The organism is Baekduia soli (assembly GCF_007970665.1).
In the GTDB taxonomy this organism is placed as follows: domain Bacteria; phylum Actinomycetota; class Thermoleophilia; order Solirubrobacterales; family Solirubrobacteraceae; genus Baekduia; species Baekduia soli.
In genome coordinates this window covers 4,730,894-4,756,941 of the sequence record NZ_CP042430.1, presented here as the reverse complement: position 1 = coordinate 4,756,941, position 26,048 = coordinate 4,730,894, and the positions used below count along the sequence as shown (strand labels likewise).

Annotated in this window: 27 protein-coding genes and 1 pseudogene; 17 read left to right on the top strand and 11 right to left on the bottom strand. The window is 74.3% G+C overall.

The window, feature by feature from the left end:
- Positions 1 to 549 precede the first annotated feature (549 nt).
- The 11 genes and pseudogenes from FSW04_RS28765 to FSW04_RS23030 form a co-directional block, all read left to right on the top strand.
- Positions 550 to 861, top strand: a pseudogene (locus tag FSW04_RS28765) (MlaD family protein); the annotation flags it as partial.
- Positions 862 to 1,969: 1,108 nt separating this feature from the next.
- On the top strand, positions 1,970 to 3,547 hold the full coding sequence (locus FSW04_RS23075; protein ID WP_146922538.1) for an MlaD family protein: 1,578 nt from the start codon (positions 1,970 to 1,972) through the stop codon (positions 3,545 to 3,547).
- A 52-nt stretch (positions 3,548 to 3,599) separates the two neighbouring features.
- The gene (locus tag FSW04_RS23070) at positions 3,600 to 4,967 is read left to right on the top strand and encodes an MlaD family protein (RefSeq protein WP_146922537.1); all 1,368 of its coding nucleotides are present in this window, start codon (positions 3,600 to 3,602) and stop codon (positions 4,965 to 4,967) included.
- A gap of 133 nt (positions 4,968 to 5,100) precedes the next feature.
- The gene (locus FSW04_RS23065; protein WP_187369040.1) at positions 5,101 to 6,489 is read left to right on the top strand and encodes an MlaD family protein; all 1,389 of its coding nucleotides are present in this window, start codon (positions 5,101 to 5,103) and stop codon (positions 6,487 to 6,489) included.
- A 46-nt stretch (positions 6,490 to 6,535) separates the two neighbouring features.
- A complete protein-coding gene (locus tag FSW04_RS23060) occupies positions 6,536 to 7,429 on the top strand; it encodes a hypothetical protein (protein ID WP_146922535.1) in 894 nt (297 codons plus the stop codon).
- Positions 7,414 to 9,213: an MMPL family transporter gene (locus FSW04_RS23055; protein ID WP_146922534.1), complete on the top strand. Its 1,800-nt coding sequence runs from the start codon at positions 7,414 to 7,416 to the stop codon at positions 9,211 to 9,213. Before FSW04_RS23060 ends, FSW04_RS23055 begins: the two co-directional genes overlap by 16 nt.
- Complete coding sequence (locus tag FSW04_RS23050; protein ID WP_146922533.1) at positions 9,210 to 9,956, top strand: TlpA family protein disulfide reductase; 747 nt, start codon at positions 9,210 to 9,212, stop codon at positions 9,954 to 9,956. Before FSW04_RS23055 ends, FSW04_RS23050 begins: the two co-directional genes overlap by 4 nt.
- The gene (locus FSW04_RS23045) at positions 9,953 to 10,615 is read left to right on the top strand and encodes a phenylalanine--tRNA ligase beta subunit-related protein (RefSeq protein WP_146922532.1); all 663 of its coding nucleotides are present in this window, start codon (positions 9,953 to 9,955) and stop codon (positions 10,613 to 10,615) included. Before FSW04_RS23050 ends, FSW04_RS23045 begins: the two co-directional genes overlap by 4 nt.
- A gap of 25 nt (positions 10,616 to 10,640) precedes the next feature.
- Entirely contained in the window at positions 10,641 to 11,183 is a 543-nt protein-coding gene (locus FSW04_RS23040) for a hypothetical protein (RefSeq protein ID WP_146922531.1), read from the top strand.
- 12 nt (positions 11,184 to 11,195) lie between these two features.
- Positions 11,196 to 11,684: a hypothetical protein gene (locus FSW04_RS23035; protein WP_146922530.1), complete on the top strand. Its 489-nt coding sequence runs from the start codon at positions 11,196 to 11,198 to the stop codon at positions 11,682 to 11,684.
- The gene (locus FSW04_RS23030; protein ID WP_146922529.1) at positions 11,681 to 12,118 is read left to right on the top strand and encodes a VOC family protein; all 438 of its coding nucleotides are present in this window, start codon (positions 11,681 to 11,683) and stop codon (positions 12,116 to 12,118) included. Before FSW04_RS23035 ends, FSW04_RS23030 begins: the two co-directional genes overlap by 4 nt.
- A 64-nt stretch (positions 12,119 to 12,182) precedes the next feature.
- Here the strand turns inward: FSW04_RS23030 and FSW04_RS23025 are convergent, their stop codons facing one another.
- Complete coding sequence (locus tag FSW04_RS23025) at positions 12,183 to 12,506, bottom strand: hypothetical protein (RefSeq protein WP_146922528.1); 324 nt, start codon at positions 12,504 to 12,506, stop codon at positions 12,183 to 12,185.
- A gap of 330 nt (positions 12,507 to 12,836) precedes the next feature.
- Positions 12,837 to 14,138 carry an aminotransferase class I/II-fold pyridoxal phosphate-dependent enzyme gene (locus FSW04_RS23020; RefSeq protein WP_146922527.1) on the bottom strand — a complete coding sequence of 434 codons (1,302 nt, stop codon included), beginning with the start codon at positions 14,136 to 14,138 and terminating at the stop codon, positions 12,837 to 12,839.
- 45 nt (positions 14,139 to 14,183) lie between these two features.
- Between FSW04_RS23020 and FSW04_RS23015 the strand changes: the two genes are divergently transcribed.
- From FSW04_RS23015 to FSW04_RS23000, 4 genes are all read left to right on the top strand, one after another.
- Entirely contained in the window at positions 14,184 to 15,320 is a 1,137-nt protein-coding gene (locus tag FSW04_RS23015; protein WP_146922526.1) for a hypothetical protein, read from the top strand.
- Between the two features lie 80 nt (positions 15,321 to 15,400).
- On the top strand, positions 15,401 to 16,093 hold the full coding sequence (locus tag FSW04_RS23010) for a sterol desaturase family protein (protein ID WP_228430675.1): 693 nt from the start codon (positions 15,401 to 15,403) through the stop codon (positions 16,091 to 16,093).
- Positions 16,077 to 16,412 carry a hypothetical protein gene (locus tag FSW04_RS23005; RefSeq protein WP_146922524.1) on the top strand — a complete coding sequence of 112 codons (336 nt, stop codon included), beginning with the start codon at positions 16,077 to 16,079 and terminating at the stop codon, positions 16,410 to 16,412. The genes FSW04_RS23010 and FSW04_RS23005 overlap by 17 nt, the downstream gene beginning before the upstream one ends.
- Positions 16,413 to 16,430: 18 nt before the next feature.
- Positions 16,431 to 17,363: a DNA-3-methyladenine glycosylase family protein gene (locus tag FSW04_RS23000; RefSeq protein WP_146922523.1), complete on the top strand. Its 933-nt coding sequence runs from the start codon at positions 16,431 to 16,433 to the stop codon at positions 17,361 to 17,363.
- Positions 17,364 to 17,390: 27 nt separating this feature from the next.
- On the opposite strand, the gene FSW04_RS22995 is transcribed toward FSW04_RS23000, so the two are convergent.
- From FSW04_RS22995 to FSW04_RS22975, 5 genes are all read right to left on the bottom strand, one after another.
- On the bottom strand, positions 17,391 to 18,425 hold the full coding sequence (locus FSW04_RS22995) for an ABC transporter substrate-binding protein (protein ID WP_146922522.1): 1,035 nt from the start codon (positions 18,423 to 18,425) through the stop codon (positions 17,391 to 17,393).
- On the bottom strand, positions 18,422 to 19,168 hold the full coding sequence (locus tag FSW04_RS22990; protein ID WP_146922521.1) for an ABC transporter permease: 747 nt from the start codon (positions 19,166 to 19,168) through the stop codon (positions 18,422 to 18,424). Before FSW04_RS22990 ends, FSW04_RS22995 begins: the two co-directional genes overlap by 4 nt.
- Positions 19,168 to 19,908 (bottom strand): ABC transporter ATP-binding protein, encoded by a 741-nt coding sequence (locus FSW04_RS22985; RefSeq protein WP_228430674.1) that lies wholly within the window; start codon positions 19,906 to 19,908, stop codon positions 19,168 to 19,170. Before FSW04_RS22985 ends, FSW04_RS22990 begins: the two co-directional genes overlap by 1 nt.
- A gap of 192 nt (positions 19,909 to 20,100) precedes the next feature.
- The gene (locus FSW04_RS22980; protein ID WP_146922519.1) at positions 20,101 to 21,540 is read right to left on the bottom strand and encodes a VWA domain-containing protein; all 1,440 of its coding nucleotides are present in this window, start codon (positions 21,538 to 21,540) and stop codon (positions 20,101 to 20,103) included.
- Complete coding sequence (locus tag FSW04_RS22975) at positions 21,521 to 22,429, bottom strand: AAA family ATPase (protein WP_146922518.1); 909 nt, start codon at positions 22,427 to 22,429, stop codon at positions 21,521 to 21,523. The genes FSW04_RS22980 and FSW04_RS22975 overlap by 20 nt, the downstream gene beginning before the upstream one ends.
- Here FSW04_RS22975 and FSW04_RS22970 point away from each other — a divergent pair.
- Together FSW04_RS22970 and FSW04_RS22965 are read left to right on the top strand one after the other, a co-directional pair.
- Positions 22,428 to 22,682, top strand: a complete 255-nt coding sequence (locus FSW04_RS22970; RefSeq protein ID WP_146922517.1) for a hypothetical protein — start codon at positions 22,428 to 22,430, stop codon at positions 22,680 to 22,682. The two genes, FSW04_RS22975 and FSW04_RS22970, sit on opposite strands and share 2 nt — an antisense overlap.
- A 105-nt stretch (positions 22,683 to 22,787) precedes the next feature.
- The gene (locus FSW04_RS22965) at positions 22,788 to 23,024 is read left to right on the top strand and encodes a CBU_0592 family membrane protein (protein ID WP_146922516.1); all 237 of its coding nucleotides are present in this window, start codon (positions 22,788 to 22,790) and stop codon (positions 23,022 to 23,024) included.
- Positions 23,025 to 23,035: 11 nt separating this feature from the next.
- On the opposite strand, the gene FSW04_RS22960 is transcribed toward FSW04_RS22965, so the two are convergent.
- From FSW04_RS22960 to FSW04_RS22945, 4 genes are read right to left on the bottom strand one after another with little or no spacing between them, the layout of a single operon-like run.
- The gene (locus FSW04_RS22960) at positions 23,036 to 23,683 is read right to left on the bottom strand and encodes a DUF4383 domain-containing protein (RefSeq protein WP_146922515.1); all 648 of its coding nucleotides are present in this window, start codon (positions 23,681 to 23,683) and stop codon (positions 23,036 to 23,038) included.
- Between the two features lie 57 nt (positions 23,684 to 23,740).
- Positions 23,741 to 24,469 carry a hypothetical protein gene (locus FSW04_RS22955; RefSeq protein WP_146922514.1) on the bottom strand — a complete coding sequence of 243 codons (729 nt, stop codon included), beginning with the start codon at positions 24,467 to 24,469 and terminating at the stop codon, positions 23,741 to 23,743.
- A gap of 49 nt (positions 24,470 to 24,518) precedes the next feature.
- Entirely contained in the window at positions 24,519 to 24,854 is a 336-nt protein-coding gene (locus tag FSW04_RS22950; RefSeq protein WP_146922513.1) for a hypothetical protein, read from the bottom strand.
- Entirely contained in the window at positions 24,851 to 26,041 is a 1,191-nt protein-coding gene (locus FSW04_RS22945) for an ArsA family ATPase (RefSeq protein ID WP_146922512.1), read from the bottom strand. The genes FSW04_RS22950 and FSW04_RS22945 overlap by 4 nt, the downstream gene beginning before the upstream one ends.
- Positions 26,042 to 26,048 lie beyond the last annotated feature (7 nt).

Sequence of the window (26,048 nt, the reverse complement as noted above, 5' to 3'; positions counted from 1 at the left end):
ACACGGGCGGGATCGAGCGGCTCATGGACCTCCTGTACTTCCAGGCCGCCGCGACCAACGGCTATGACTCGATCGGCCACTACCTGCGCGCCGCGCTGGTCGTGACGACGTGCTCGCAGTACAACGCCGCGGCCAACCCGGGCGCGGGCTGCAGCGCGCGCTGGCCGGCCCCCGCCTCGGCGAGCGCGGCCTCGGCGAGGACCGCGGCCACCTCCACGCCGACCGTCGCCTCGGTCGACCGGGAGATCGCCGCCGGCCGCAGCCCCGCCCTGGCCCGCCAGGAGGCCGTGGCCAAGGGCCTGGACCCCAACCTGCTGCAGGCCGCCGACGGCGCCCCGGCGACCACGCCGAAGAGCTCGAGCGCCACGGGCACCCCGAGCCGGATCGACCTGCCCGCCAGCGTCCTGCCGGGTGGGTCGCCGCGGGCGAAGGGCACCGCGACCGCGGCGGCGCCCGTCTCGTCGGGCACGACGCCCGCCTCCTCGGCCTCGCCCGCCACGCCGTCCTCCGGCGCCGCCTCGACCCTCCTCGACTACCTCCTGGGGGCTGATGCGGCGACGCGGCTCGGCCTCCATCGCGGCGAACCCGATCCTCATCGGCGCGGCCACCACGCTCGTGGTGCTCGTGGCGGTCTTCCTGGCCTACAACGCCAACAACGGCCTGCCGTTCGTCCCGACCTACCAGCTGGACGCCGACGTCCCCAGCGGCGCGAACCTCGTCAGGGGCAACGAGGTGCGCATCGGGGGCACGCGCGTCGGGGTCGTCGACGGCATCACGCCCAAGCGCCTGGCCGACGGGCGGATCATCGCGCAGCTGCACCTCAAGCTCGAGACCACCGTCAAGCCGCTGCCCAAGGACTCCACGATCCTCGTGCGGCCCAAGTCGGCGCTCGGGCTCAAGTACGTCCAGATCACGAAGGGCACGTCGCCCGACGGCTTCCCCGAGGGCGCCACGATCCCGCTGCGCCAGGCGACGCCCGCGCCGGTCGAGTTCGACGAGTTCCTCAGCACCTTCGACGACAAGACGCGCGCGGCCATCCAGCAGCAGCTGCTGGGCTTCGGCGACGGCCTCGCCGGCCGCGGCCAGGACCTCCACGAGGCCATCCAGGCCCTCAACCCGCTGCTGACCCAGCTCACCCCGGCGGCGGCCAACCTCGCCGACCGGCGGACCAAGCTCGGCCGGTTCTTCGAGTCGCTGGGCGCCACCGCGGCGATCGTCGCCCCCGTCGCCGAGACCCAGGCGGCCCTGCTGCGCAACCTGGACACCACGTTCGGCGCGCTGTCGTCGGTCGCGCGCCCCTACCTGCAGGACTCGATCAGCGGCGGGCCGGCGGCCCTGGACACCGCGACGGCCGAGCTGCCCAAGCAGCGCCCGTTCCTGGCCAACAGCGAGGCGCTCTTCCGCGACCTGCGCCCGGGCGTCCGCGCGCTGTCGGCCTCGGCGGGCGACCTGGCCGCGGCGCTCACCGCCGGCACGCCGGCGCTCAAGCGCTCCGTCGCGCTCAACCAGGAGCTCAAGCCGACGTTCGCCGCGCTGCAGCGCTTCGCCGAGGACCCGCTCGTCACGCTCGGCGTGCACGACCTCACCTCGACCGCGCAGATCGCCAACCCGCTGTTCACCGCCATCACGCCGTCGCAGACGGTCTGCAACTACTGGACCCTGCTGTTCCGCAACGGCGCCTCGCTGCTGAGCCAGGGGACGCCAACGGCACCGCGCAGCGCTTCACGATCGTCGCCACGCCGCAGGGCCCCAACAACGAGGGCTCGCCCGCCTCGGCCCCCGCCGCCGGCCCGACGCGCGACAACTACCTGCACTCCAACCCCTACCCGAACACGGCGATGCCCGGGCAGACGAAGGAGTGTGAGGCCGGCAACGAGCCGTTCACGGCCGGCAGGCAGGTCATCGGCAACGTCCCGGGCAACCAGGGCACGAACACGCCGAAGACGCAGCGATCCACGGACACCACGCCATGAGCCGCCGCGGCAGCGACGACGACGTCAAGCGCGTGCCGCGCAAGGACCGCCGCGGGGCCGACCCGCTGCTCGTCGGCTCGCTCGTGCTGCTCGCCGCGGCGATCATCACCTACTTCGGCTTCTCCAAGCACGTGCCGTTCACCCACGGCTTCCGTGTCAAGGCCGTGTTCGCGACGTCGAACAACATCCGGCCCAACTCGCCGGTCCGGATCGCCGGCGTCAACATCGGCAAGGTCTCCAAGGTCGAGGCCTACAAGGGCGGCGACGGCACCGCGTCGCTGGTGACGATGGAGATCGACAAGGCCGGCCTGCCGATCCACAAGGACGCCACGGCCAAGGTGCGCTCGCGCATCTTTCTGGAGGGCAACGAGTTCGTCGACCTCTCGCCGGGCACGCCCGCCGCGCCGACGATCTCCGACGGCGACACCCTGCCGATCACCCAGACGTCGGCGCCCGTGCAGCTCGACCAGGTGCTGAGCGCGCTGCAGAGCAACACCCGCGAGGACCTCAAGCGCCTGCTCGAGGGCTACGGGACGGCCCTGACCTACAAGCCGACGGCCGCCGACGACGTCACCCAGGACCCCGAGGTCAAGGGCAAGACCGCGGCCGAGGCGCTCAACGCGTCGATCGACCACGCGCCGGGGGCGCTGCGGGGCGCGGCGATCGTCAACGACGCGTTCCTCGGCCTGCAGCGCCACGACCTCTCCGGCGTCGTGACCAACACGGCCAAGGTCACCAAGGCGCTGGCCCGCGACGAGGACTCGCTCAAGGGCTTGGTCACCAACCTGAACACGACGATGGCCGCGCTGGCCGCACGCCGGGACGACCTGCGGCGCTCGGTCGCCGAGCTCGGCCCGACGCTGCAGCACACCGACAGCGCGCTGCGCCACCTCGACGCCTCGTTCCCGGCCACGCGCGCCTTCGCGCGCGAGATCCTGCCCGGCGTCCGCGAGACGCCGGCGACCATCGCGGCCGCGCAGCCGTGGATCGCGCAGGCCACCAAGCTCGTCGGTCCCGACGAGCTCGGCGGCCTCGCCGCGCAGCTGCGCCCGGCGGCCGGCGACCTCGCCCGCGTGGTCAACGGCACGCTGACCGCCCTGCCGCAGGCCGACCTCGTCGCCCAGTGCGTCACCCACGAGATCCTGCCCGTGGGCGACATCAAGATCCAGGACGGCCAGTTCACCTCCAACGAGGAGAACTACAAGGAGTTCTGGTACTCCATGGTCGGCCTGGCCGGCGAGTCGGAGAACTTCGACGGCAACGGCCACTACGTCCGCTTCCAGGTCGGTGGCGGCGCGAACACGATCGTCACCGGCAAGTACGGTGGCTCGACGGGACAGCCGCTGTACGGCAACGTCAACCAGCTGCCGATCGGCACCCGGCCCGCGCTGCCCGCCAGGCAGTCGCCGTACAACTCCACGGCGCCGTGCAAGGACCAGACGCTGCCCGACCTCAACGGCGCCAAGACCGGAGCGGCCGACGGGGCGGGACGCCCGTGGCGACCGCGGCGACCCGGTCGGCCAAGGCCGGCAGCGCCACCGGCCCCGCGGCCCGCCCGGCGTCCGGCAGCCTGACGGCCCAGCTCGTCGATCGCCTCAACCCGTTCCGCCAGGGGGCCGCGCGCCCATGAGGATGGCGATCCGCAAGCACCGCTGGGACGTCGTCGCGGTCCTCGTGATCTTCCTCATCGCGGTCGTGGCGGGGTCGATCATCCTCGGCCACCAGCGCTTCTACCTGCCCAAGTGGGTCCCGGTCGTCGGCAGCGACTTCGTCAGCTACAAGGCCGAGTTCGCCACCGCCCAGTCCGTCACGCCGGGCCAGGGCCAGACCGTCGACGTGGCCGGCGTGCCCGTGGGCGAGATCTCCAAGGTCGAGCTCAAGGACGGCCGCGCGCTCGTCTCGATGAAGATCAAGCGCAAGTACGCGCACATCTACCGCGACGCCACCGCGCTGCTGCGGCCCAAGACCGGCCTCAACGACATGATCATCGAGCTGACGCCCGGCACGCGCAGGGCCGGCGAGCTCGACCACGCCCGCGACGTCATCCCGATCACCCAGACGCTGCCCAACGTCAACACGGACGAGTTCCTGTCGGCGCTGGACGGCGACACGCGCAACTACCTCAAGCTGCTCGTGGCCGGCGGCGGGGAGGCCCTGGGCGGCAACGGCAAGGCCCTGTCGGCCGCGCTGCGCCGCTTCGACCCCACCAACCGAGACATCGAGCGCATCACCAAGGCGCTGGCCCTGCGCCGCGACAACGTCGCGCGCTCGGTCCACAACTTCGGGCTGCTCATGGCGGCCGTCGGCAGCAAGGACAAGGACCTGGCGTCGCTCGTCGACGCGTCCAACGCCGTGTTCAAGGCCTTCGCCGACCAGGACCAGCGCCTGCGCGAGACCCTGAGCCTGCTGCCCGACACGCTGAGCGAGACCGACAAGGCCGTCCAGAAGGTCGACAAGCTCGGCACCGCCCTGGGCCCGACGCTCAGCGCGCTGCGCCCCGGCGCCCGCGCCCTGGGCCCGTCGCTGAAGCAGGCGCGCCCCTTCCTGGAGCAGACCACGCCGGTCATCTCCAAGCAGCTGCGCCCGTTCGCGCGCGACGCGCTGCCCACGGTGCGGATCCTGCGCCCGGCCGTGCGCGACCTCGCCGACCTGACGCCGGACTTCACGAGCTCGCTCAAGGTGGCCAACTACCTGCTCAACACGCTGGCCTACAACCCGCCCGGCGACGACGAGGGCTACATGTTCTGGCTCTCGTGGCTGAACCACATCGGCCCGACCATGTTCAGCACCCAGGACGCCCACGGGCCGATCCGCCGCGGCGCGCTGCTGGTCAGCTGCCAGTCGCTGAGCATCCTCGAGCCCCTGCAGAGGGTCAACCCGCAGCTCGCGACGGTCATCCAGCTCGCCAACCTGCCGCAGCGCGCCGCCGTGTGCGGCAGCGCCGCCGGCACGACGCCGGCGGCCGCGGCGGCCTCGAAGGGCGGCGGCGGATGAACAAGCAGGTCCCCAGCCTCGGCCGCATCCTCGTCATGGCGGGCTTCGCCCTCTCGTGCTTCGGCCTGCTCCTCTTCCTGTGGCTGGCCTTCGGCGGCCCGACCCCCTGAAGCCCAAGGGCTATGAGTTCAAGGTGTCCTTCGACGAGGCGACGCAGCTGGCCGACGAGGCCGACGTCCGGATCTCGGGCGTGCCCGTCGGCAAGGTCACCTCGGTGCAGACCAATCCGCAGACCGGCCGGTCGGACGCCACGATCGAGCTCGACCGCGACTACGCCCCGATGCCCTCCGACGCCCGGGCCATCCTGCGCCAGAAGACGCTGCTGGGCGAGACCTACGTGGAGCTGACGCCGGGCACGCCGAGCGCGCCCAAGATCCCCGACAACGGGCGCCTGGCCCAGTCGCGGGTGGCGCCGACCGTCGAGCTCGACGAGATCCTGCGGACGTTCGACCCCGAGACGCGCAAGGCGTTCCAGACCTGGATCCAGGCCCAGGCCCAGTCCGTCGACGGCCGCGGCGCCGACCTCAACGCCGCGCTGGGCAACCTCGCCCCGTTCGCCCAGGACACCACGAAGGTCCTGCAGATCCTCAACGGCCAGAAGGCCGCCGTGCGCCAGCTCTCGCGCAACACGGGAGAGGTCTTCGCCGCGCTGTCGGAGCGCGACGGCCAGCTCGCCTCGCTCATCACCAACTCCAACCGCGTCTTCTCCACGACGGCGCAGCGCAACCAGGAGCTGGCCGCCGCCTTCAAGGCGCTGCCGACGTTCGAGAAGGAGTCGGCCGCCACGCTCGAGCGCATCACCCGCTTCTCGGACAACGCCAACCCGGTGGTGACCGCGCTGCGCCCCGCCGCGCGCGAGCTGAGCCCGACGCTGCAGGCGACCGCCAAGCTCGCGCCCGACCTGCGCGCGCTGTTCACGAACATCGGCCCGCTCGTCGACGCGTCCAAGAGGGGCCTGCCCGCCACCCAGCAGTTCCTGGACCAGCTGCACCCGCTCCTGGCCGAGTTCCACGCGCCCCTGAGCGAGCTGAACCCGATCCTCGACGGCGCCTCGCTGTACAAGAGCGAGCTCGCGGCGTTCTTCGCCAACTCGGCCGCGTCGACCCAGGCCTCGACGCCGTCGACCACGCGCGGCGCGCCGCCGATCCACTACCTGCGCACGTCCAACCCGCTGAACCCGGAGATGCTCAGCGTCTACAGCCAGCGGCTGCCGACCAACCGCTCCAACCCGTACGCGCTGCCCGGCGACTCCTCGAGCCTGCCGACGGGCCTGGCGGCGTTCGAGACGCGCAACTGCGCCGGCCAGCCGACGTCGGTGCCGTTCGAGGTCGGGCCCGCCCAGGAGGGCGTCCTGACGGAGGAGCTGCGCACGAACATCATCAAGTTCGCCCTCGACGGCGGCAACGTCGTCGCGCCGCCCTGCCGCCAGCAGGCCCGCTACGACCTGGCCGGGACGCTGACCCAGTTCCCGCAGGTCCGGGCCGACATCCAGGGCCTGCGGCCGGGGCTCCCGCAGCCCTGATCTTGCGGCGCACCGGGCCGGTGCCGGCGGTAGCCTGGGCGCCCTGATGGGAGGGCTGCCCCGCATCCTGGGCGCCGCCATGGGCCTGGCCGCCCGCCGCCCCCTGGCGGTCGGCCTGCTGGTGAGCGTCCTGGCGCTGGCCGGCGGAGCGCTCGCGCTACGGCTGTCGCCCTCGACGGCGGCCGACACGCTCGTCGGGCGCTCCAGCGCGTCGTGGCAGGCGACCCAGCGCGAGCACGAGCTCTTCGGCGAGGACGCCGTCTACGTGCTCGTCAAGGGCTCGGTCGCCAGGCTCGTGCTGACCTCCGACCTCGAGCGCCTCATCGGCCTCGAGGGCTGCCTGGGCGGCAACCCGCCGGCGGGCGCCGAGGTCAAGGGCGGGCCGCGCGGCCCGTGCGCCCGGCTCGCCGCGACCAAGCCCGCCAAGGTCGTCTTCGGCCCCGGGACGTTCATCAACGAGTCCGTGCGCCAGATCGGCGCGCAGTACGACGCGACGCTGTCGGGGATCACCGAGAACGCCCAGAAGGCCTACGACGCCGCCTACAGGCTGGCCATCGGCAAGGGCTACTCCAAGGCACGGGCGCGCAAGGCGGCGGGCGAGATCCGCAGGATCGCCCAGCTGCAGAACTTCCGGGCCGCGGCCCAGATCGCGCTGAAGTACGGGATCCTCAAGGCGCCCGACGTCAACGACCCCGGGTTCGTCTCCCGGCTCGTCTTCCAGGGCGGCAAGCCCGCCGGGACGCCGAAGGCGCGCTTCGCCTACCTGTTCCCCAACGCCGGCAGCGCGCTCGTGCAGGTCCGGCTCAAGCCCGGCCTGAGCGATGCGGCGCGCCGCGACGCGATCGCCCAGATCCGCCGCGCGACGCAGGTCCCCGACTTCGCGCTGCGCAACGGCGGCGCCTACGTCGTGACGGGGCGCCCGTCGTGCTCTCCGACCTGACGACGCGGGTCAGCGACGCCATCGTGGTGCTGCTGCTGGCCTCGCTGCTGGTCATGGGCCTGGTGCTGGCCCTCGTGTTCCCGGCCCGGCTGCGGCTGGCGCCGCTGCTGGTGGCGATCGCGTCGGTCGCGGTGACGTTCGGCGCGCTCTCGCTCATCGGCGCCTCGCTGACGATGGCCTCCGTCGGCGTGGCGCCGGTCCTCATCGGCCTCGCCGTCGACTACGCCATCCAGCTGCAGTCGCGCATCGAGGAGCGCGCCGGGCCGGGGGCGCGGCGCCCGGCGGTGGTGCAGGCCGTGGCCCACGTGGCCCGGGCGGGCGCGCCGACCGTCGCGGTCGCCGCGGCGGCGACCGCCGCGGGCTTCCTCGTCCTGGCCCTGTCGCCGGTGCCGATGGTGCGCGGCTTCGGCGTCCTGCTCGTCGTGGGCATCGGCCTGGCGCTCGCGACCGCGCTGACGCTGGGCACGGCGCTGCTCGTCGGCCTGACGCCGCGGGGCGCCGGCCGCGGGCGCACCGCCGCCGTGGGCGGCGCGCTGGCCCCGGCGCTGCGCGGCGCCGGCGACCTCGTGCGCCGCAACCCGCTGGCGCGGGCCGTCACGCGCCACGGCGGCGCCCTGCGGGGCCGGGCGCTGGGCGTGGCCCTGCGGCGCCCCGACCGCGTCCTGGCCGCCGGCCTGGCGATCGCGGCGATCGGCTGGGTCGCCGACACGCAGACCCAGGTGGAGTCCGACGTCACCAAGCTCGTGCCGCAGGACCTGCAGGCCCTGAGCGACCTCCAGGCGCTGCAGCGCTCGACCGACGTCGGCGGGCAGATCGACGTCGTGGTCCGCGCAGGCTCGCTCACCGATCCGAAGGTCATCGCGTGGATGACGCGCTACCAGGCGGCGATCCTCAAGCGCTACGGCTACAGCTCGGCGCGCGGCTGCGGGCGCGCCGAGCTGTGCCCGGCGTTCTCGCTGCCCGACCTGTTCGGGACGGGCGGCGCCCGCAGCACGGCGCAGATCACCGCCCTGCTGGACGCGGTGCCGGCCTACTTCTCCCAGGGCGTCATCACCGCCGACCGCCGGACCGCGACGATGGCGTTCGGGATCAAGCTCATGTCCCTGGAGCGCGAGAAGCGCGTGCTCGACACGATGCGCGCCGCGCTGCACCCGCCGCCGGGGGTCGACGCGCAGCTCGCCGGGCTGCCGGTGCTGGCGGCCGACGCCAACGCCGCGGTGGCCTCGCCGTGGCGGCGGCTGGTCTCGCTCGCCGTCGGGCTGCTGGCCGTGGCCGCGGTGCTGCTGCTGGCGCTGCGCTCCCGGCGCCGCGCGCTCGTGCCGCTCCTGCCCATCGTGCTGGCCACGGGCTGGTCGGCGCTCGTGCTCTTCGCCATCCGCGTGCCGCTCAACCCGATGTCGGTGACGCTCGGCGCGCTCGTCGTGGCGATCTCGACCGAGTTCAGCGTGCTGCTGTCCGAGCGCTACCGCGCCGAGCGGGCGGCCGGGCACGCGCCGGAGGCGGCGCTGCAGCGCACCTACCGCTCGACGGGCGCGGCCGTGCTGGCCTCGGGCATCACCGCCGTCGCGGGGTTCGCGGTGCTCACCGTCAGCGACATCCGGATGCTGCGGGACTTCGGGGCGGTGACGGTCGTCGACCTCAGCGTGTCCCTGCTCGGCGTGCTGCTCGTGCTGCCCTCGGCGCTCGTGCTCGGCGAGACCTGGCGCCCCGCGGGCGCCGCACGCGCGATCGGCGCTCGGGCCGCACGCCGTCGCCGCCGCGCGGCCCGGGCGCCCGCGGCATGACCGGCGGCGGCCGCGAGCCCGGGCCGCTGGACTTCGAGCCCGACGCGCGCGACGACGGGCCGATCGCCCCCGGGCCGGCCCCGCCCGCCCGCCGGCCGTCCGCGCGGCGCCCGGACGGGGGCGGGCCCGGGTCCGGCACCCCGCGCTACGTGTGGGTGGTCGGCGTGGCCGCGGTGGTGCTCGTCGCCGCGCTCGTCGTCAGCACCCTGAGCCAGGGCACCCGGCGCGGTGCGCGCGGCGTGCCCGACGGGCAGGTCGTCCCACCGTTCGCGGTGCCCCTGGCGCTGTCGGACCTCGACGGCGACGCCAACCTCGCGACGCACGCCGGCGACGGCGCGGCGGGCGCGCGCCCGGCGTGCAGCGTGCGCGGGCCGCGGGTGCTCAACGGCTGCGCGCTGGGCGAGCGCGGCCCGTTCGTCCTGGCGTTCTTCGCGACGCGCGGGTCGCGCTGCGTGCGCCAGCTCGACACGATGGAGCAGGTGCGCCGCCGGGTGCCCGGGGTCGCCTTCGCGGCGATCGCGATCCGCGGCGACCGCCCCACGCTGCGCGCGATCGTGCGCCGCCACGGATGGGGCTTCCCCGTCGGCTACGACCGCGACGGCGGGCTGTCCAACGCCTACCACGTGCAGGTCTGCCCGCAGCTCACGTTCGCCGCCCGCGGCGGCCGCGTCGTCGCGACGACGTTCGGCGTGCTCGGCGCCGCGGACCTGACGACCCGGGCCCGGGCGCTGGCGGGCCGGTGAGCGGGGTCGACGCGACGCTGGCCCAGGAGTTCCCCGGCCTGCGGCTGCGGGCGACGGTCGTGGCCGGGGCGGGCGCGGGCCGCACGCCGCCCGAGCTGCGAGACCGCCTGGCCGACGTGACGCGGCGCTTTCGCGGGTCGACGGCGATCACGCTGCGCCGGCGACCGGTGCCGCAGGCCTACCGCGTCTTCTTCCGCCAGATCGGCCTGGACCCCGACGCCCGGCGCACGCCGGTCGAGGAGGCCGCGGTGGCGCGGCTGCTGCGCGGCGAGATGTGCAGCGGCCGGCGCCTGGAGGACGCGCTGGCCCTCGCGGTCATCGAGACCGGCGTGGCCGTGGTCGCCTTCGACGAGGACCGCCTCCGCGGCGCGCTGACCGTGCGCCCGGCGCACGCCGGCGAGGCGCTGGCCGCGGGCGAGCACCCCCACGACCTGCCACCCGGACGCCTGGTCCTGGCCGACGACGCCGGCCCGGTGGCCGTCCTCTTCGGCCGGCTCTCGGACCGCCACGTGCCGGGGCGCGCCACGACGCGCGTGCGGGTCGTGGCCGTCGCGGTGCCGGGCGTGCCCGACCTGCACGTCGACGAGGCGCTCTGGCTGGCCGCCGGCGCCCTGTCCGACGAGCCCGGGCCGGTCGCCGGACCCGGTCCCGGCCGTTAGGATGGCGGCAGGTGAGGAGGTCGTGGTGATCGCCGGACAGCTCAGGGACGGCCCGCGGGTCGCCGCCGGGCCGGCCGCGCCCGACGAGCGGGGCGCCCGGGCGTCGCTGCGCGCCCAGATCGCCCGCCTGGAGCGCGAGCTGGCCGACGTCGTCGCCGGCGCGTTCCCGCACGTGGCGCCCGAGGTCGTCCCGGGCGCGGCCGCGGCCGGCCCGCGGCTCCTGGACCTCGGCGAGCTCGAGCGCGTGCGCGACGACCTTGCCGGCCGCGTGCACCGCGCCCGCGGCGCCGTGGCGCGCCGCGCCGAGCACGAGGCCGCCGCGCGCGCCCTGCTGGAGGACCTCCTGGCCGAGCCCGCCCGGCACAGGGGCGTCCGCCTCCCGGTCGCCGACCTGGGGCTTCCCGGCTGCGGCGCCTACCACGTCCGCCCGCGCCTTGGGCTGATCGGGATGCTCATGGGCTGGTGGCACGTCAAGCTGTCCAGCGGCTGCCCGTCAGCCACCGGGATCGCCGGGCCGGCGGTCCCACGCCGCGACCCACCGGCGATGCGCGGCCTCCGGGCCGCGTAGGATCCCCCGGGCATGGGACGCCGCAGCCGCAAGCGCGCCGGGTCGCCGGTCGCGCCGCCTCCGCGCCCGGCGCAGAGCGCACCGGTGCCGCCGCCCCCGGCGCCGAAGGCCGCGACCTACAAGTCGCGCCGCGAGGACGCGCCGCAGCCGGCCTGGGCGCCGTTCCCGCTGACCGAGCTGTGCATCCTGCTGGCCATCGTGCTGCTCGTCCTGGGCTTCCTGACCCACGGCGACCGGCGCGGGGTGCTCGTGGCCGGAGGCGTCGTGCTCGTCACGCTGTCGGCCGGCGAGCTCGCACTGCGCGAGCACTTCGCCGGCTACCGGTCGCACTCGTCGCTGCTGGCCGGCCTGTGCGCGCTGATCGCCGCGATCCCGGTCTGGCTGCTGCCGGTACCCCAGACGCTCGTGCTCGTCGTGGGCCTGCTGGCCTTCGCCGGCGCCTTCGTCGGCTTCCGCCGCGCGTTCGTGCGTCGGAGCGGCGGCGTAGGGTTCCGCGCGTGAGCGAGCCGTCCTCCGTGCCCCCGCCCGGCGAGCGCCGCATGCGGCTGCGGGGCCTGCACCACGTGACGGCGATCGTCGCCGACCTCGAGCGCACCACGGCGTTCTACCGCGACGTGCTGGGCCTCGCGCTGACCGACGAGGGCGACAACGACGACGACCCGGGGACGCGCCACTTCTGGTTCGGCGACGCCGCGGCGACGCCCGGCACGCTCGTGTCCTTCCTGGAGTACCCGCAGATGGCGGAGGCGACCGACGGGCGGGGCGGGGTGCACCACTTCGCCTTCCAGGTCGGCTCGGCCGACGAGCAGCTCGCCTGGCGCGACTACCTGCGCGACCGCGGCGTGCCGTGCTCGGAGATCTTCGAGCGCGGGCGCTTCCGCTCGATCTACTTCCGCGACCCCGACGGCAACCTGCTGGAGATCGCGACGGCGTGACGCCGCGGGGCCGGGCGCGATGGGCGCGCTCGGAGCGCGCCCACCGGGCCGTACGCCGCGTCCGCTAGGCCGTGGGGTCCCTCAGGAGGTTCGACAGCGCCGTGCGCTGGCGCTCCGTCATCGACCCGATCGTCTTGTTCTCCGACATCGGGATCGACGCCAGCAGCTTGCGGCACCGCGTGGTGCCCCAGCGCCGCTGGCTGGTGAGGAGGTCGGAGACCGTCATCGAGGCGGCCTCCCACGGGCATTCGAGGACGACGTGCGCGGCGCTGATCTCCCCATCGGCCACCTGGCGCTTGAGCTCGGCGCGTGCGAGACGGACCTCGTTCGCTCGGGCCAGTGCGCGCAGGTGCTGCGGCGCAGGGGCGATCGTCGTCGCTGCGGTCATCTGTCCTTCCCGGCCGCCACTCTCGGCGTGGGGCGGCCACGTTGTCGTTGTGCGTGCTGAACGTCCGGACGGCCGGAGACCCTCGGGTGACCACGTGCACCGGGACGACGAGCGGGCTCTCCTCTGCACAACCCGCTCCTCGGTCCGGACATCCCTCCCCAGGGCGCCGCCGTCCGACGCGGTCCGAACGTATGGCAGGCCCCCGGTGGCCTTCAAGGTGCGCTCCGGGGCAACATGCGCTCAGAGCGCCTTTTTTCTCCCGCCTTCAGGACCCGACGTTCCGGCAGGGACATGAGCCGCGAGGCGGCCCGCGAACGCTCGCCGGACGTGCTACGCGGCGCGCCGCGAGCCGTGCTCGCCGGGGCCCGGCAGTGGGCCGTGCTGGGCCTCGAACTCGGCCTTGACCGTCGAGAAGGTCTCGAGGGCGCGGTCGAGCATCGGGCGGTCGTGCGTGGCCATCACGCTCGTGCGCAGCAGCGCCCCGCCGGGCGGCACGGCGGGGTGCAGCGCGGTGTTGACGAACACCCCGCGATCGAACAGCGCCTTCCACAGCACGCCGGCCTGCCAGTCGTCGCCGATGAGCACGGGCACGATGGGGGTGACGACGTCGGCGGGGTCCGCGCCCGGCGGCAGCGGCTGGGGTGCGACGACGGCGAAGCCGCGCTCCTCGAGCCCGTCGCGCCAGTAGCGCGCGTTGTCCAGCACGCGGCCCAGCAGGGCCCGGCCCTCGTCGCTGCGGATGACCCGCAGGGCGGCCAGTGCGGCGCCCGTCGCGGCGGGCACGCCCGAGGCGGTGAACAGGAACGCCCGCGAGGAGATGCGCAGGAACTCGATGACGTCGGCGTCGCCGGCCAGGAACCCGCCGCAGGACGCCAGCGACTTGGAGAACGTGCCCATGCGCAGGTCGACGCGGTCCTCGACGCCCAGCAGCTCGGAGGTCCCGGCCCCGCGGGCGCCCAGGACGCCGGCACCGTGGGCCTCGTCAACCATGAGGCGCGCGCCGTAGCGCTCGCACAGGTCGCAGATCTCCGGCAGGGCGGCGATGTCGCCCTCCATGGAGAACACGCCGTCGACGACGACCAGGACGCCGCCGCCGTCCTGGGTCGAGCGCTCGAGCATCTTCTCGAGCTTGTCCAGGCGGTTGTGGCGGAACGGGCGCAGCTTGGCCCGCGAGAGCAGGCACCCGTCCAGGATCGAGGCGTGGTCGCCCGAGTCGACGATGACCGTGTCGCCCGGGGCCAGGATCGTGCCCAGCGTCCCGACGTTGGCCTGGTGGCCCGTCGTGAAGACGATGGCGTCCTGGGTGCCCATCCAGTCGGCGATCTCGGCCTCGAGCTCGAGGTGCATGGCGGTCGTGCCGTTGAGCAGCCGCGAGCCCGTCATCCCGGTCCCGTAGCGCTCCAGCGCGTCGCGTGCGCCGGCGATGACGCGCTCGTCCTCGGTCAGGCCCAGGTAGTTGTTGCCGCCGAGCATGATGCGGGCGGCGCCCTCCATCTCGACGATGGGGCGGGCCGGGCTCTCCATCACCCGGAAGTACGGGACGAGGTCGAGCTCCCGGGCGGCGCGGAGGATCTCCAGGCGCTCGAACGTCCGGGCCTTCTCGAACACGTCGACCTGCGCGCGAGCGGTCATCGCGCCCAGGGTATACGGCCACATACCCGCTAGGGTGGCGCGCCCATGGCCGTCGACGTGCGCCCCGCCCGCTCGTTCCGCGACGTCGGAGCGTTCATCGAGCTGCCGTTCGGGCTGCACGCCGGGACGCCGTGGGTGCCGCCGCTGCGCCTCGAGCGCCGGTTGTTCCTCAGCCGCCGTCTCGGGCCCTACGCCGGGCGCGTGGACTTCGAGCTCTTCCTCGCCCGCCGCGATGGTCGCGTGGTCGGGCGGATCTCCGCGCACGTCGACCACGCCTACAACCGCCACCACGGCGAGCGCCGCGGCTGGTTCGGGTTCTTCGAGTCCGAGGACGATCCGGAGGTCGCGGGCGCGCTGCTGGACACCGCGGCCGCGTGGCTGGACGAGCGCGGCATGGAGGAGATGATCGGCCCGGCCGACTTCATCATGAACGACGAGAGCGGCATCGTCATCGAGGGCCACGAGCTCGCGCCGATGATCCGCCAGCCGTGGCACCCGACCTACTACCAGGGCCTGTGCGAGGGCGCCGGCCTGGAGAAGGTCGTCGACCTGTGGATGTGGCAGCTGGCGATCGACGACCGCGAGCAGATGCTGCCGATCCTGCCCGAGCTCGCCCGCGACGCCCGGGAGAAGCACGGCGTCACCATCCGGCGGATGTCGCGGCGCCACCTGCGCCGCGACCTCGACCTGTTCGCCGAGATCTACAACCGCGCGTGGCGGCGCAACTTCGGCTTCGTGCCCTACGACGCCGAGGATCTGGACAAGTACGCGCTCGATCTCCAGCTGGCCTACGCCAAGGAGTGGTTCATGATCGCCGAGGTCGGCGGCGAGGCGATCGCGATGGCGATCACGGTGCCCGACCTCAACAAGGTGCTGGCGCGGATGAACGGCCGCCTGCTGCCGCTGGGCTGGTGGCACTTCGTGCGCCGCCACCGGATCATGGACCGCGTCCGCGTGGGGTTCCTGGGCGTCAAGCCGGCCTTCCAGCACACGGGCGCCGCCGCCGCGCTGTACGTCGAGCACTTCGACACCGCCGAACGCCACGCCCGCATCAAGGGCGGCGAGATGGGCTGGATCCTGGAGACCAACCGGGCGATGAACCGCGGCATGGAGGCGATGCACGGCCGCGTGGTCAAGCGATACCGGATCTACGGCCGGACGTTGCGCGGACCTGCGGAATAGGTGCGCGCGCAATCAGCTTGACTGGCGGTGATAAGGTCCGCCTAATGCGTCGGTCCGACGACCTGAAGGCCTCACCGCCGATGTTCCAGAGTCGTCTGCTGGACCGCTTCACGCGGGTGCATCCGGCGGTCCCGCCGGCCCTGTTCGGGCCGGTCATCTCGTACATGCTCGTCGAGGGCGTCAGCCGGGAGGGCGTGCTCAACAGCGTCGGGCTGGCGCTGGCCGGGTACCTGACGTGGACGCTGTTCGAGTACTGGCTGCACCGGGTCGTGTTCCACTTCGAGCCCGACCACGGGGTCGGCGCGCGCCTGCACTGGATGATCCACGGCGTCCACCACGACCACCCCAACGACCCGCTGCGGCTCGTCATGCCGCCGTCGGTGAGCGTCCCGCTCGCGGCCGCGCTGCTGTGGGCGTTCTGGGGGATCATGGGCTACGACGCGGCCCTGGTGTTCGGCGGCTCGTTCCTGGCCGGCTACCTGGCCTACGACATGCTCCACTACCACGTGCACCACCACACGCCGCGCACGGCGATGGGACGGCGGCTGCGCGAGCTGCACATGCGCCACCACTTCCAGGACGACGAGCGCGGCTTCGGCATCAGCGCGCCGTACTGGGACACGATCTTCGGCACGGCACCGGCCAGGACCGGCAACCGCTCCGTGGCCGGCGGGACGCCCGCCCTCGACGGGGCGATGCGCTCCGACGGACCGGGCGCATCGCGCCCGGCGCCCGGATCCGGCATCCTTGCTGGCCGTGACGGACCCCGCTGACGACGAGCAGCCCCGGCCCGGCGTCGCCGACGACGCCGAGGTGGTCGACGCGGTGCCGGTCCCCGAGGGCCCTCGCGCCTACGCGGCGCCACCCGCGCCCGCCCCGCGCACCGGGCTGGCCGCCGCCTCGCCGGTGGCCGTCCAGGCCGCTGCGGTCGCGGTGACCGGCTTCGCGGCCGGGGCGGCCACCGTCGCCGTCGTGCGCCACCGCCGCGCCCGGCGGGCGCTGCGCGCCGGGCGCAAGGACCGCAAGCTGCTCGGCGACGTCCGCGCCTCGCGGTCCTTCCTGGTGGACATCCACCTGCTCAACCGCGACTAGGCGCGGGGCGCGACCGTCGTGGCGCCTCCGGGGGCCGATCGCGTCGAGGTCCGGCGCGAGATCCGCCCACCCTGGCCGTTCCGCCTGCGCGGCGGCGGGGGGCTGGACGGCGTGCTGCGCCGGCGCCGCGGCGGGGTCCTGGAGCGCGTCCTGCACGTCGACGATGCGCCGGCGGTCGTCCGCGTCGCGCAGCCGTCGGCCGGCCACGTGATCGTCGGCGCCCGCGCGGCGCGGCGCGACGTCGCCGAGGAGGCCGTGGCGCGGATGCGCTTCGCCCTCGGCGTCGACGAGGACCTGCGGCCGTTCTACGAGCGCTGGCGCGACGACCCGCTCATCGGGCCGTCGGTCCGGGCCCGGCCGCACCTGCGGGTGGCTCGGCGCCCCGAGCCGTTCGAGGCCCTGGCGTGGGCCATCTGCGAGCAGCTCATCGAGTACGACCGCGCGGCGGCGATCGAGCGGGCGATCCTGCATCGCCTGGGCCGCCGGGCGCCGGACTGGGACGGGACGGGCACGCTGCACGACCTGCCCGCGCCGTCGCGGCTGGCCGGCACGTCGCCGGCGCTGCTGCAGTCCCTCGACCTGTCGGCCGGTCGGTCGCTGGCGCTCGTGCGCGTCGCGCGCGAGGTCGCCTGCGGCCGGGTGGACCTGCGCGACCCCGACCACGAGCGCGGCTGGGCGCGGCTGCGGCGCATCCCCGGCGTCGGCGCGTGGACCGTCGAGGTCCTGGCCCTGCACGGGCAGGGCCGCCACGACCAGCTGCCCGCCGGCGACCTGGCCTTCCTCAAGCTCGTCGGGCGCCTGCGCTCGGGCGGCGACCCGGCGGCCCGGGCGGGGGAGGACGACGTCCGCGCGCTGTTCGCGCCCTACGCGGGCTGGCGCGGGCTGGCCGCCGCCCACGCGCTCGGGCCCAGGGCCACGGGCGGCGGGGCGGCGCTGCGCTTCGCGGCGTGAACGACCTCGTGGCCCGCGGGCAGTGGGTCAGATACCGCGGCCGGGCAGGAACTCGTTCGTCAGCGACGTCGGGGTCGGCAGGCGCTTGACGAGGCCGTTGTCGAGCATCCACTGCCCGTAGGCCTTCCACTCGTCGGCGTTCTGGTAGCCCCAGGGGAACGCCGCATCGGCCGGGAAGAACGCCGGCAGCGTGGCCTTGATGCTGGCCAGCGTGAGCGCCGGGTCCAGGCTCTTGTCGGCCTTGACCAGCGCGTCGACTCCGACCTGCGGGTCCTTGCGCACGGCCTTGGCGCCGCGGGCCACGGCCTGCACGAAGCGGCGCATGACGTCGCCGCGGGTGCGCAGCTCGTCCTGGCCGGCGACGATCACGAGCTCCTCGTAGGTGGGCACGCCGGCCTGCTCGGTGTGGATGATCGTCGGGTGCTTGTTCTGGCGGCGCAGCTGCACGCCCTCGACGTTCCAGAACGCGCCGAGCGTGGCGTCGACCTTCTTGCTCAGCATCGCCGGCACGAGGTTGAACCCCACGTTGACCTCCTTGATCGACGCCGGGTCGAACCCGTGGGCGCGCGCGATCGTCTTCAGGTAGGCCGACTGGTAGGGGATGCCCGCCGTGCCGACGGTCTTGCCCTCGAGGTCGGCGGCCGTCCTGACCTTGCCGCCGAGGGAGATGATCGAGGTCAGCGGCTTCTGCACCAGCGCGCCGATGGACGCCACGCGCAGGCCCTTGTCGCGGGCGAGCAGCAGCTCGGGCTCGTAGGAGATCGCCAGGTCGGCTCGGCCGGCGGCGACGAGCTTGAGCGGCGCGGCGGGGTCGGACGGGACGCGGATGCGCACGTCCAGGCCCGCGGCCCTGAACGCGCCGGTGGCCTGCGCGGCGTAGATCGCGGCGTGGTCGGCGTTGGGGAGGTAGTCCAGGACGAGGTCGATCCGCTGGGGCGTGCCCCGGGTCGTCAGCGTGTCCTTCTTGGCGCCGCACGCGCTGAGCGCGAGCGCCGCGAGGGCTGCGAGGACGACGGCGACGGCGGCCGGCCACCGCCGGCCGGATCGGAGGCGCGGGATCATGTGACGGGGTCCTTTCGTCGGTGGGCCCACGGCGCCAGGCGGCGCTCGGCGAGGGCCAGGAGGGCGAAGCAGAAGACGGCCAGCGCCGCGAGGACGACGACGGTGGCCCACGCCCGCGGGGTCTCGAGCTGCGGGATGGACTGCAGCAGGAGGTGGCCGAGGCCGCGCTCGGAGCCCGTGTACTCGGCGAAGACCGCGGCGATGCCGCCGACCGCGACGGCGATCTTGGCGCCTGAGAGCGCCGCGGGCAGGGCCGCCGGCGCCTCGACCCAGCGGAAGGCCTGCACCCGGGAGGCGCCGAGCGTGCGCATGAGCTTGTGCTGCTCGGGGTCCACGGAGGCCAGCCCGTCGAGCGTGGTGACCACGATGGGGAAGAAGCAGACGAGCGCGACGACGACGAGCTTGGGCAGCAGCCCGTAGCCGAACCAGGCGGCCAGCAGCGGCGCGATCGTCACGATCGGGATGGCCTGGGTGCCGACCAGCAGCGGGTACACGGCCCGGCGCAGCCGCCCCGACAGGTGCAGGGCCACGGCCAGCACGATGCCCGCGGCCAGCGCGAGGGCGAGGCCCAGGACGACCTCCTGGCCCGTGACGAGCAGGTTGTCCCACAGCAGCCCGCGGTCGTCCCACAGCGCCTGGGCGACCTGCGTGGGCGCGGGCAGGATGAAGGCGTCGACCGAGCCCAGCCGGGCGTAGGCCTCCCAGCCGCCGAGCAGCAGCAGCACGAGCAGCGCCGACAGCATCAGGCCGCCGGCCCCATGGCGCCGCGCAGCGCCTCCATCGCGCGGGCGCGGACGGCGACGACGGCCGGGTCCGACGGCGACCGGGCGCGGTCGCCGCGCGGCAGGCCCACGGGCAGGTCGCAGACGACGCGCCCGGGACGCGGGGAGAGCACGACGACGCGGTCGGCCAGCAGCGCCGCCTCCTCCACGTCGTGGGTCACGAGCAGGACGGTCCGCGGCTCGCGCGCCAGGACCCCGGCCAGCCAGTCCTGGGCGTCGGCGCGGGTGATGGCGTCCAGGGCCCCGAAGGGCTCGTCGAGGGCCAGGACGGGGGCGCCGGCCAGCAGCGTCCGCGCGACGGCGACCCGCTGGCGCATGCCGCCCGACAGCTCCCACGTGCGGGCGTGCTCGAAGCCGCCCAGGCCGAGCTCGCCGAGCAGGGCATGGGCGCGCTCGCGCGCCGCGGGGCGCCGCCCGCCGGCCAGGCGCAGGGGCAGCGCCGCGTTGTCGAGGGCGTCGAGCCAGGGCAGCAGGAGGTCGCGCTGGGGCATGAGCACGGCGCGCGAGGCGGCCACCCGGCCGGCGTCGGGCGCCTGGAGGCCGCATACGAGCTCGAGCAGCGTCGACTTGCCGCTGCCGCTGGGGCCGACGACGGCCACGACCTCGTCGCGCGCCACCGACACGGAGACGTCGCGCAGCGCCACGACGTCGCCGAAGCGGCGCGTGACGCCTTCCAGCCGGACTTCGCTCTCGGTCTCCACCGGCTCCTGGGCAGGAGCCCCGACCCTCGTCGCCATCGCTCCCTCCGCGGGCATTACCCCACAGGTTCGAAGGGTCAGATCCCGGACGCGGATCTATCTCAGCCGGACGAACGCTCCAGCACCCCTGGTTTCCTTGGGATTCACCGTACCAGAGCGATTCGCGGCCCGGCCCCGGCCCGCGGGGCCTGTCGGCTAGCGCCGCACGGGGCTGGCGAGGGCCTTGACGAAGTCCTCGAGCTGCAGCGTCGTCCAGCACTCGTAGGCGTCGCAGTGCTGCTCGTAGGCCGAGATCACCGAGTCGCCGTAGTTCCAGTACAACCGCGGCTCGGGGTTCAGCCAGAACGTGCGCCCGGCCTTGGAGGCGATCTTGGCGAAGATGTCGGCGCGGGGGTCGCGGCCGTTGGTGCGGGCGTCGCCGAGGACGATGACCGTGGCGCGCGGGTGCAGGTCCTCCTCGACGAGGTCGCGGAACTCGTTCCACACGCGCCCGTAGTCCGTGTAGCCCGAGATGTCGGCGACGCCGGCGTCGCGGCCGATGGCCTCGGCCACGGCCTTGAAGTCGCGCTCCTTGGCGAAGACCTCGGTGACCTCGCTGATGCGCTCGATGAACACGAACGAGCGCATCTTGCGGAACGAGTCGTGCAGGGCGTGCAGCACCGACAGGAAGAACACCGACGCGCTGGTCACCGACGTCGACACGTCGCACAGGACGTAGATCTCCGGGCGCCGCGGGCGTACGGGCTTCTCCTTGATGACCGCCGGCACGCCGCCGAACTCCAGCGACGCGCGCATCGTGCGGCGCATGTCGACCGCGGCGTGGCGCTTGCGGCCGCGGTGCTCGTTGCCCTGGGTCTTCAGCCGGCGCTTGAGCTGGGCCACGACGCGGTGCACCGCGGCGAGGTCCTGCAGCGGCCCCGACGGCAGCGCGCGGTCGAGCTCGTTGAGCGCACGGGCGGGAGAGAGCTGCTCGGTGCGCTCGATCTGCCCGCGCTCGAGCTCCTGGCGCAGCATCGCCTCGAAGCGGCGGATCTCCTCCCGCGGCAGGCCCTTGGCCCGCGGGTCGTCGGGCGGCAGGTCGGTCTGGGGGTCGGTGCGCAGGGCCAGCGAGCGGCGGATGCGCTGGACGTCGACGCCGATGACGCCCGAGCCCTCGCCCTGGCGGCCGAACGCGGCGATGGCCAGCCGCGCGAGGTCGCGCATCATGGACTGGTTGCCGTCCCGGATCGCCGCGGCGACCTGGCGGCGCAGCTCCTCCATGTCGAGCTGGCCGGCGTCCTCGGGCGAGATCCCGCCGGCCTCGCGGATGCCCTCCTCGACGGCGGCGAGCTCGGCGGCGCGGAAGAAGAAGCGGTCGAAGACGAGCTCGAAGACGCGCCGGTCGTCCTGGGACTTGGCCAGGGTGGCGGCCAGCGCCTCGCGGAAGTCCTCCTGCTCGGTCCACGCGACGTGCTGCAGGACGGCGAACGCGTCCAGCAGCTCGGAGGTCCCGACGGCCACGCCCTCGCCGCGCAGCTCCTCGCCGAACTCCAGGATCCGGCCGGCGATGCCCGCCGGGGACTCCGCGCCGGCGCTGTGGACGCCGGGGCTGCGCGCGGGCGGCCGCGTGCGGCGGTCAGGAGGCGGTGGGGGCACCGACAGCGCCTCCCAGGCCGTCGCCGAGCTTGACGCCGACGCGCTCGGCGACGATGTCGAGATCGGTGCGGTGCTTGACGATGATCGACATCGTGTCCCGGAACATCTTCTCGTCGATGTCCTGGGCGCCGAGCAGCAGCAGGGCGCGGGCCCAGTCGATCGACTCGGCGATGCTCGGCGGCTTCTTGAGGTCGAGGTCGCGGACCATGTGGATGACCTCGACGAGCCGGCGCGCGACGGCCTCGGGGAGGTCGGGCGTGTGCAGGCGGACGATCTCGAGCTCGTGCTCCAGGCCCGGGTAGTCGAGCCACAGGTACAGGCAGCGGCGCTTGAGCGCCTCGGTGAGCTCGCGCGTGTTGTTCGACGTCAGCAGGACGATCGGGTGCGAGCGCGCGGTCACCGTCCCGAGCTCGGGGATCGAGATCTGGAAGTCGCTGAGGACCTCGAGGAGCATGGCCTCGAACTCCTGGTCGGTCTTGTCGATCTCGTCGATGAGCAGCACGACCGGGGCCTCGGAGGCGATCGCGGTCATCAGCGGGCGCTCGAGGAGGAACTCGGACCCGAAGATGTCCTCCTGGACGTCGTCCCAGCCGGTGCCCTGGCGTTCGGCCTGGATCCGCAGCAGCTGCTTGCGGTAGTTCCACTCGTACAGCGCCTTGGCCTCGTCGAGGCCCTCGTAGCACTGCAGGCGCACGAGGTCGCGGCCCAGGTAGCGGGCCATCGCCTTGGCCAGCTCGGTCTTGCCGACGCCCGCCGGGCCCTCCACGAGGATCGGCTTCCCGAGCTTGGCCGCGAGGTAGCCGACCAGCGCGGTCGACTCCCCCGGCAGGTAGCCCGTGGCCCGCAGGCCGTCCAGGACGTCGGTGACGGAGTTCGGCTCGACCGGCATGGACCGCGGATTCTACGAGGCCCGGCCGCCCGCGGGGCCCGCGCCTCGTAGGGTGACCGCCGTGGTGCTCGCCGCGATCCCCTCCACCCCGGTCTACGCGTTGATGACCTTCGGCGTCGTGCTGGCCGTCATGGGCCACGTGTTCCGCGACCAGCGCATCGTGGGGATCGGCATCGCGATCCTCTTCCTGGCGACCGCGCTGCTGCTCCTCGGGGCCTACCAGGCCTACGACGACCACGGCCCCGTGTCCTGAGGCGCGGCCGGGGGCTAGCCTGTGGGCCGGCGCCCCGCACGGGGCCGCCTCGGACGAGAGAGCGCGCCGTACCCGGACCGACGACGGCGCGTGAAGGAGGCCTCCATGTCCCTCGCGCAGCTGCTCCAGGTCGTCGGCGCCGTCGTGGTGCTCGTCCCGTTCGCGGGCTCCCAGCTCTGCCGCATGCGCGCCGACGGCCAGGCCTACCTGTGGCTCAACGTTCTGGGGTCCGGCCTGCTGGCCGCGCTCGCTCTCGCCGACCGCCAGTGGGGCTTCCTGCTCCTGGAGGCCTGCTGGGGGCTCGTGGCGGCCCGGGGCCTGGTCCGGCCCCGGGCGGCCTGATCCCGGACGACTCAGGCCCGGGGCGGGCGCTCGCCGACGGTCGTGGCGGGCTCGTCGACGACCTCCACGTCGCGGTGACGGCCGAAGCGCCCACGGCGGGCGGGCTCGTCGGCGACGACGCGCCCGCGGTCGGTGCGCGTGGCGGCCGGGGCGACGGCGGCGGCGCCGCCGGCCCGCACGACGCGCTCGCGGCGCCGGCGCGGGGCCAGGACGTTGAGGACGAGGACGACCGCGGCGACGGCCCAGCCGAGCTTGGTCCAGCCGTTGGCGGCCGCGAGCCCCAGCACGTCGTGGCCGTCGATGAGCGCGATGACCGCGCAGGCGCCGAGCGCGAGGCCGACGAGCAGGGACATCATCTTGGCCAGGTGGTGCTGGGCGGCGCCGAAGAGCAGCAGCGCACCGGCCGTGATGCAGAAGAAGCCGGTCCAGCCGTTGACCTCGAAGCCGAGGAAGTTCGACCCCTGGGCGGTGCCGTCGGGGAAGTTCGCGGAGGCCGACGGGAAGTCGGCGTTCTTGAGCAGGCTCGCGAGCCCGAAGGCCACCAGGATGGACCCCACGATGAGCGCGGGCCCCTTCGCGAGCGAGGTACCGTGCTCGACGATGACCTCGCGATCGTCGGCGTTCTGGATCGCCTCGGTCCGGCGTCGGCGCAGCAGCATGATCTTCCTCCGGTGTGGCCAGGGTTGCCCCAATGGCGTTCCCGGTGAGGGCGCGGCCTACTCCTGCTCGTCGAAGCTGAGCTGCGTGCCGCCGTCGATCTCGGGGCGGCGGTCGTGGCGCTCGGTGGGCGCGGTCCCGTCGTCGGGCTCGCGCGGCCGTGGGGCGCGAGGGACGCGCGTCGTGGCCGCGGCGGCGGGATCGGGCTCGCCCGGCGGCCGCGCCGGGGGCGGCCCGAAGGGGTCGCGCGGCGGGCGCTCGCGGGGGCGCGCACGGCGGTCGGGCTGCGTCGGCGCCTCGCCCGGCGCGCCGGGCTCGGGCAGCCGCGCGGTCCGCAGGCGCTGGCCGGCATAGATGAGGAACGCGCCGGCCAGCAGGCCGAAGAAGATGCCCCACGACAGGTCGTAGGTGTAGACGAGGTTCCTCGTCGTGCCGCCCCTGGGCTGGTCGACGAAGCGGTAGAAGACCAGCAGGCTGACCCAGGCGCCCGCGGCGGTGACGACGACCCCGTCCCCGAAGGGCAGGTGGAAGGCGCTGCGCTCGCCGCGGCGGAACATGAGGACGATGAGCGCGATCGCCACGAGGAAGATCGACGCCTCGACGAACGAGGGAACGAAGATCGCCAGCTTGGCCTCGTGCTGGGCGGCGATCGTGTTGCCCTGGAAGCCCGTCGTCGTCTTGGAGTACCAGGGGAGCAGCATGGAGACGAGCACGAGCACCGCGGCGAGGAGCACGCGTCGCTGCTCGGCGGCGAGCACGCCGAAGGCTCGGCGTAGGCGCGTGATCACGTCGGGGCCTCCGCCATCGCGTCGATTGTATGCGCGGGGCAGGACCGGGTCAGAAGATCGGGATGTCCTGGACGGCAGCGTCGTCGCCGCCGGCCGCGGGCCGCGGGCGGGGCGCCGACAGGCGCTGGACGACGACCTCGAGGATCGTGGCGAGCAGCGCCACCAGGCGGCGGGCCACCTCGCGCACCTGGTCCCAGAGGTCGTCGGGGATCAGGCCGCACAGCGTGGCCAGCACGGAGAGCAGCGCCTCGATCTCGGCCACCGCGAGGTTGCGGCCGGTGTCCGAGGCCCAGCCCTGGGGCGGGACCTCGGCGGCCAGGCGCTCCGCGGCGCGCTGGGTGGCGTGCAGGCTGCGCCGCAGCTCGTCCAGCGGCTCGGCCGTCACGCGGACCCTCCGCCGGCGCCGGCGAACGTGATCGTCAGCGCGCCGTCGGCCAGGTCGGCCCGGCTGGGGTGCAGGCCGTCGAGCGCGGGCGGCAGCAGCATCGTGCGCCGGTGGCCGTCGACGCCGACGATGAGCTCGGCGCCCACGCGCTTGAGCGTGACGTCGCCGCGCTGCGCGAAGGGCAGCTCGAGCCGCAGCGTGGCGCCGTCGGGGCCCAGGACCAGGCGCTCGGAGACCTGGTGGTGCAGGCGCTCGTGGCCCGTGCCCGTCGCCGCGAACAGCGCCTCGCCGAGGCGGTCGAGCATCGCGGGCCCGACGACCTCCTCCTCGAAGTACGGGGCCTCGAGCACCGGGACGGGCGCGAACGCCTCGGCGACGGCCTGCAGCTGGGCCTGCTGGCGGGTGCGCCAGGGCGCGAAGTAGTCGCCCACCTCGGCGCCGAAGACGCGGTTGACCACGACGGCGTCGGTCAGGTACCCGTACAGGTTGAGATAGGTGAACGTACGGCGCGCCTCGTCGACGACCATCCGGTCGGGCGTCATGACCAGGCGGACCGACACGTGGTCGGCGTCGCGCAGCAGCTCGTTCATGACGATGAGGTTGCGCACGAGGGCCTCGACGTCGTCGAACACCTCCGCGCCGGGCAGCGAGACGTCGAGGACCGCACGGGCCAGCGGCCGGGCCGCGTCCAGCAGACGGCCCTGCTGGGGGAAGACCTTGTCCAGCCACCAGCGCGCGACGTCGGGGAACGACAGCAGCCGCAGCGTCTCGCCGGTCGGCGCGCAGTCCACGACGACGACGTCGTAGTCGCCGGACTCGTGATGGCGGCGGATGGCCAGCAGGCTGAAGAGCTCGTCCATGCCGGGCGGGACGGTGAGCTCGGCGGCGCTGATGCGGTCCACGCCGCGGGCCACGAGCATGTCGCCGAGCCAGTCCTGCACGGCGGCCCAGTTGCGCTCGAGCTCCTGCTGGGCGCTGACCTGCTGGCCCCAGAGGCCGTCACCGGCCGGGGTGGGGTCGGCGCCGAGCGGGAGCGCGAGCGCGTCGGCGAGGCTGTGGGCGGGATCGGTGCTGAGCACGATCGTCCGCAGCCCGGCAGCGGCGCAGCGGCGCGCGGTGGCCGCAGCGACCGACGTCTTGCCCACGCCGCCCTTGCCGGTGTAGAGGATCGTCCGCGGGACTCCCAAGGGGAGC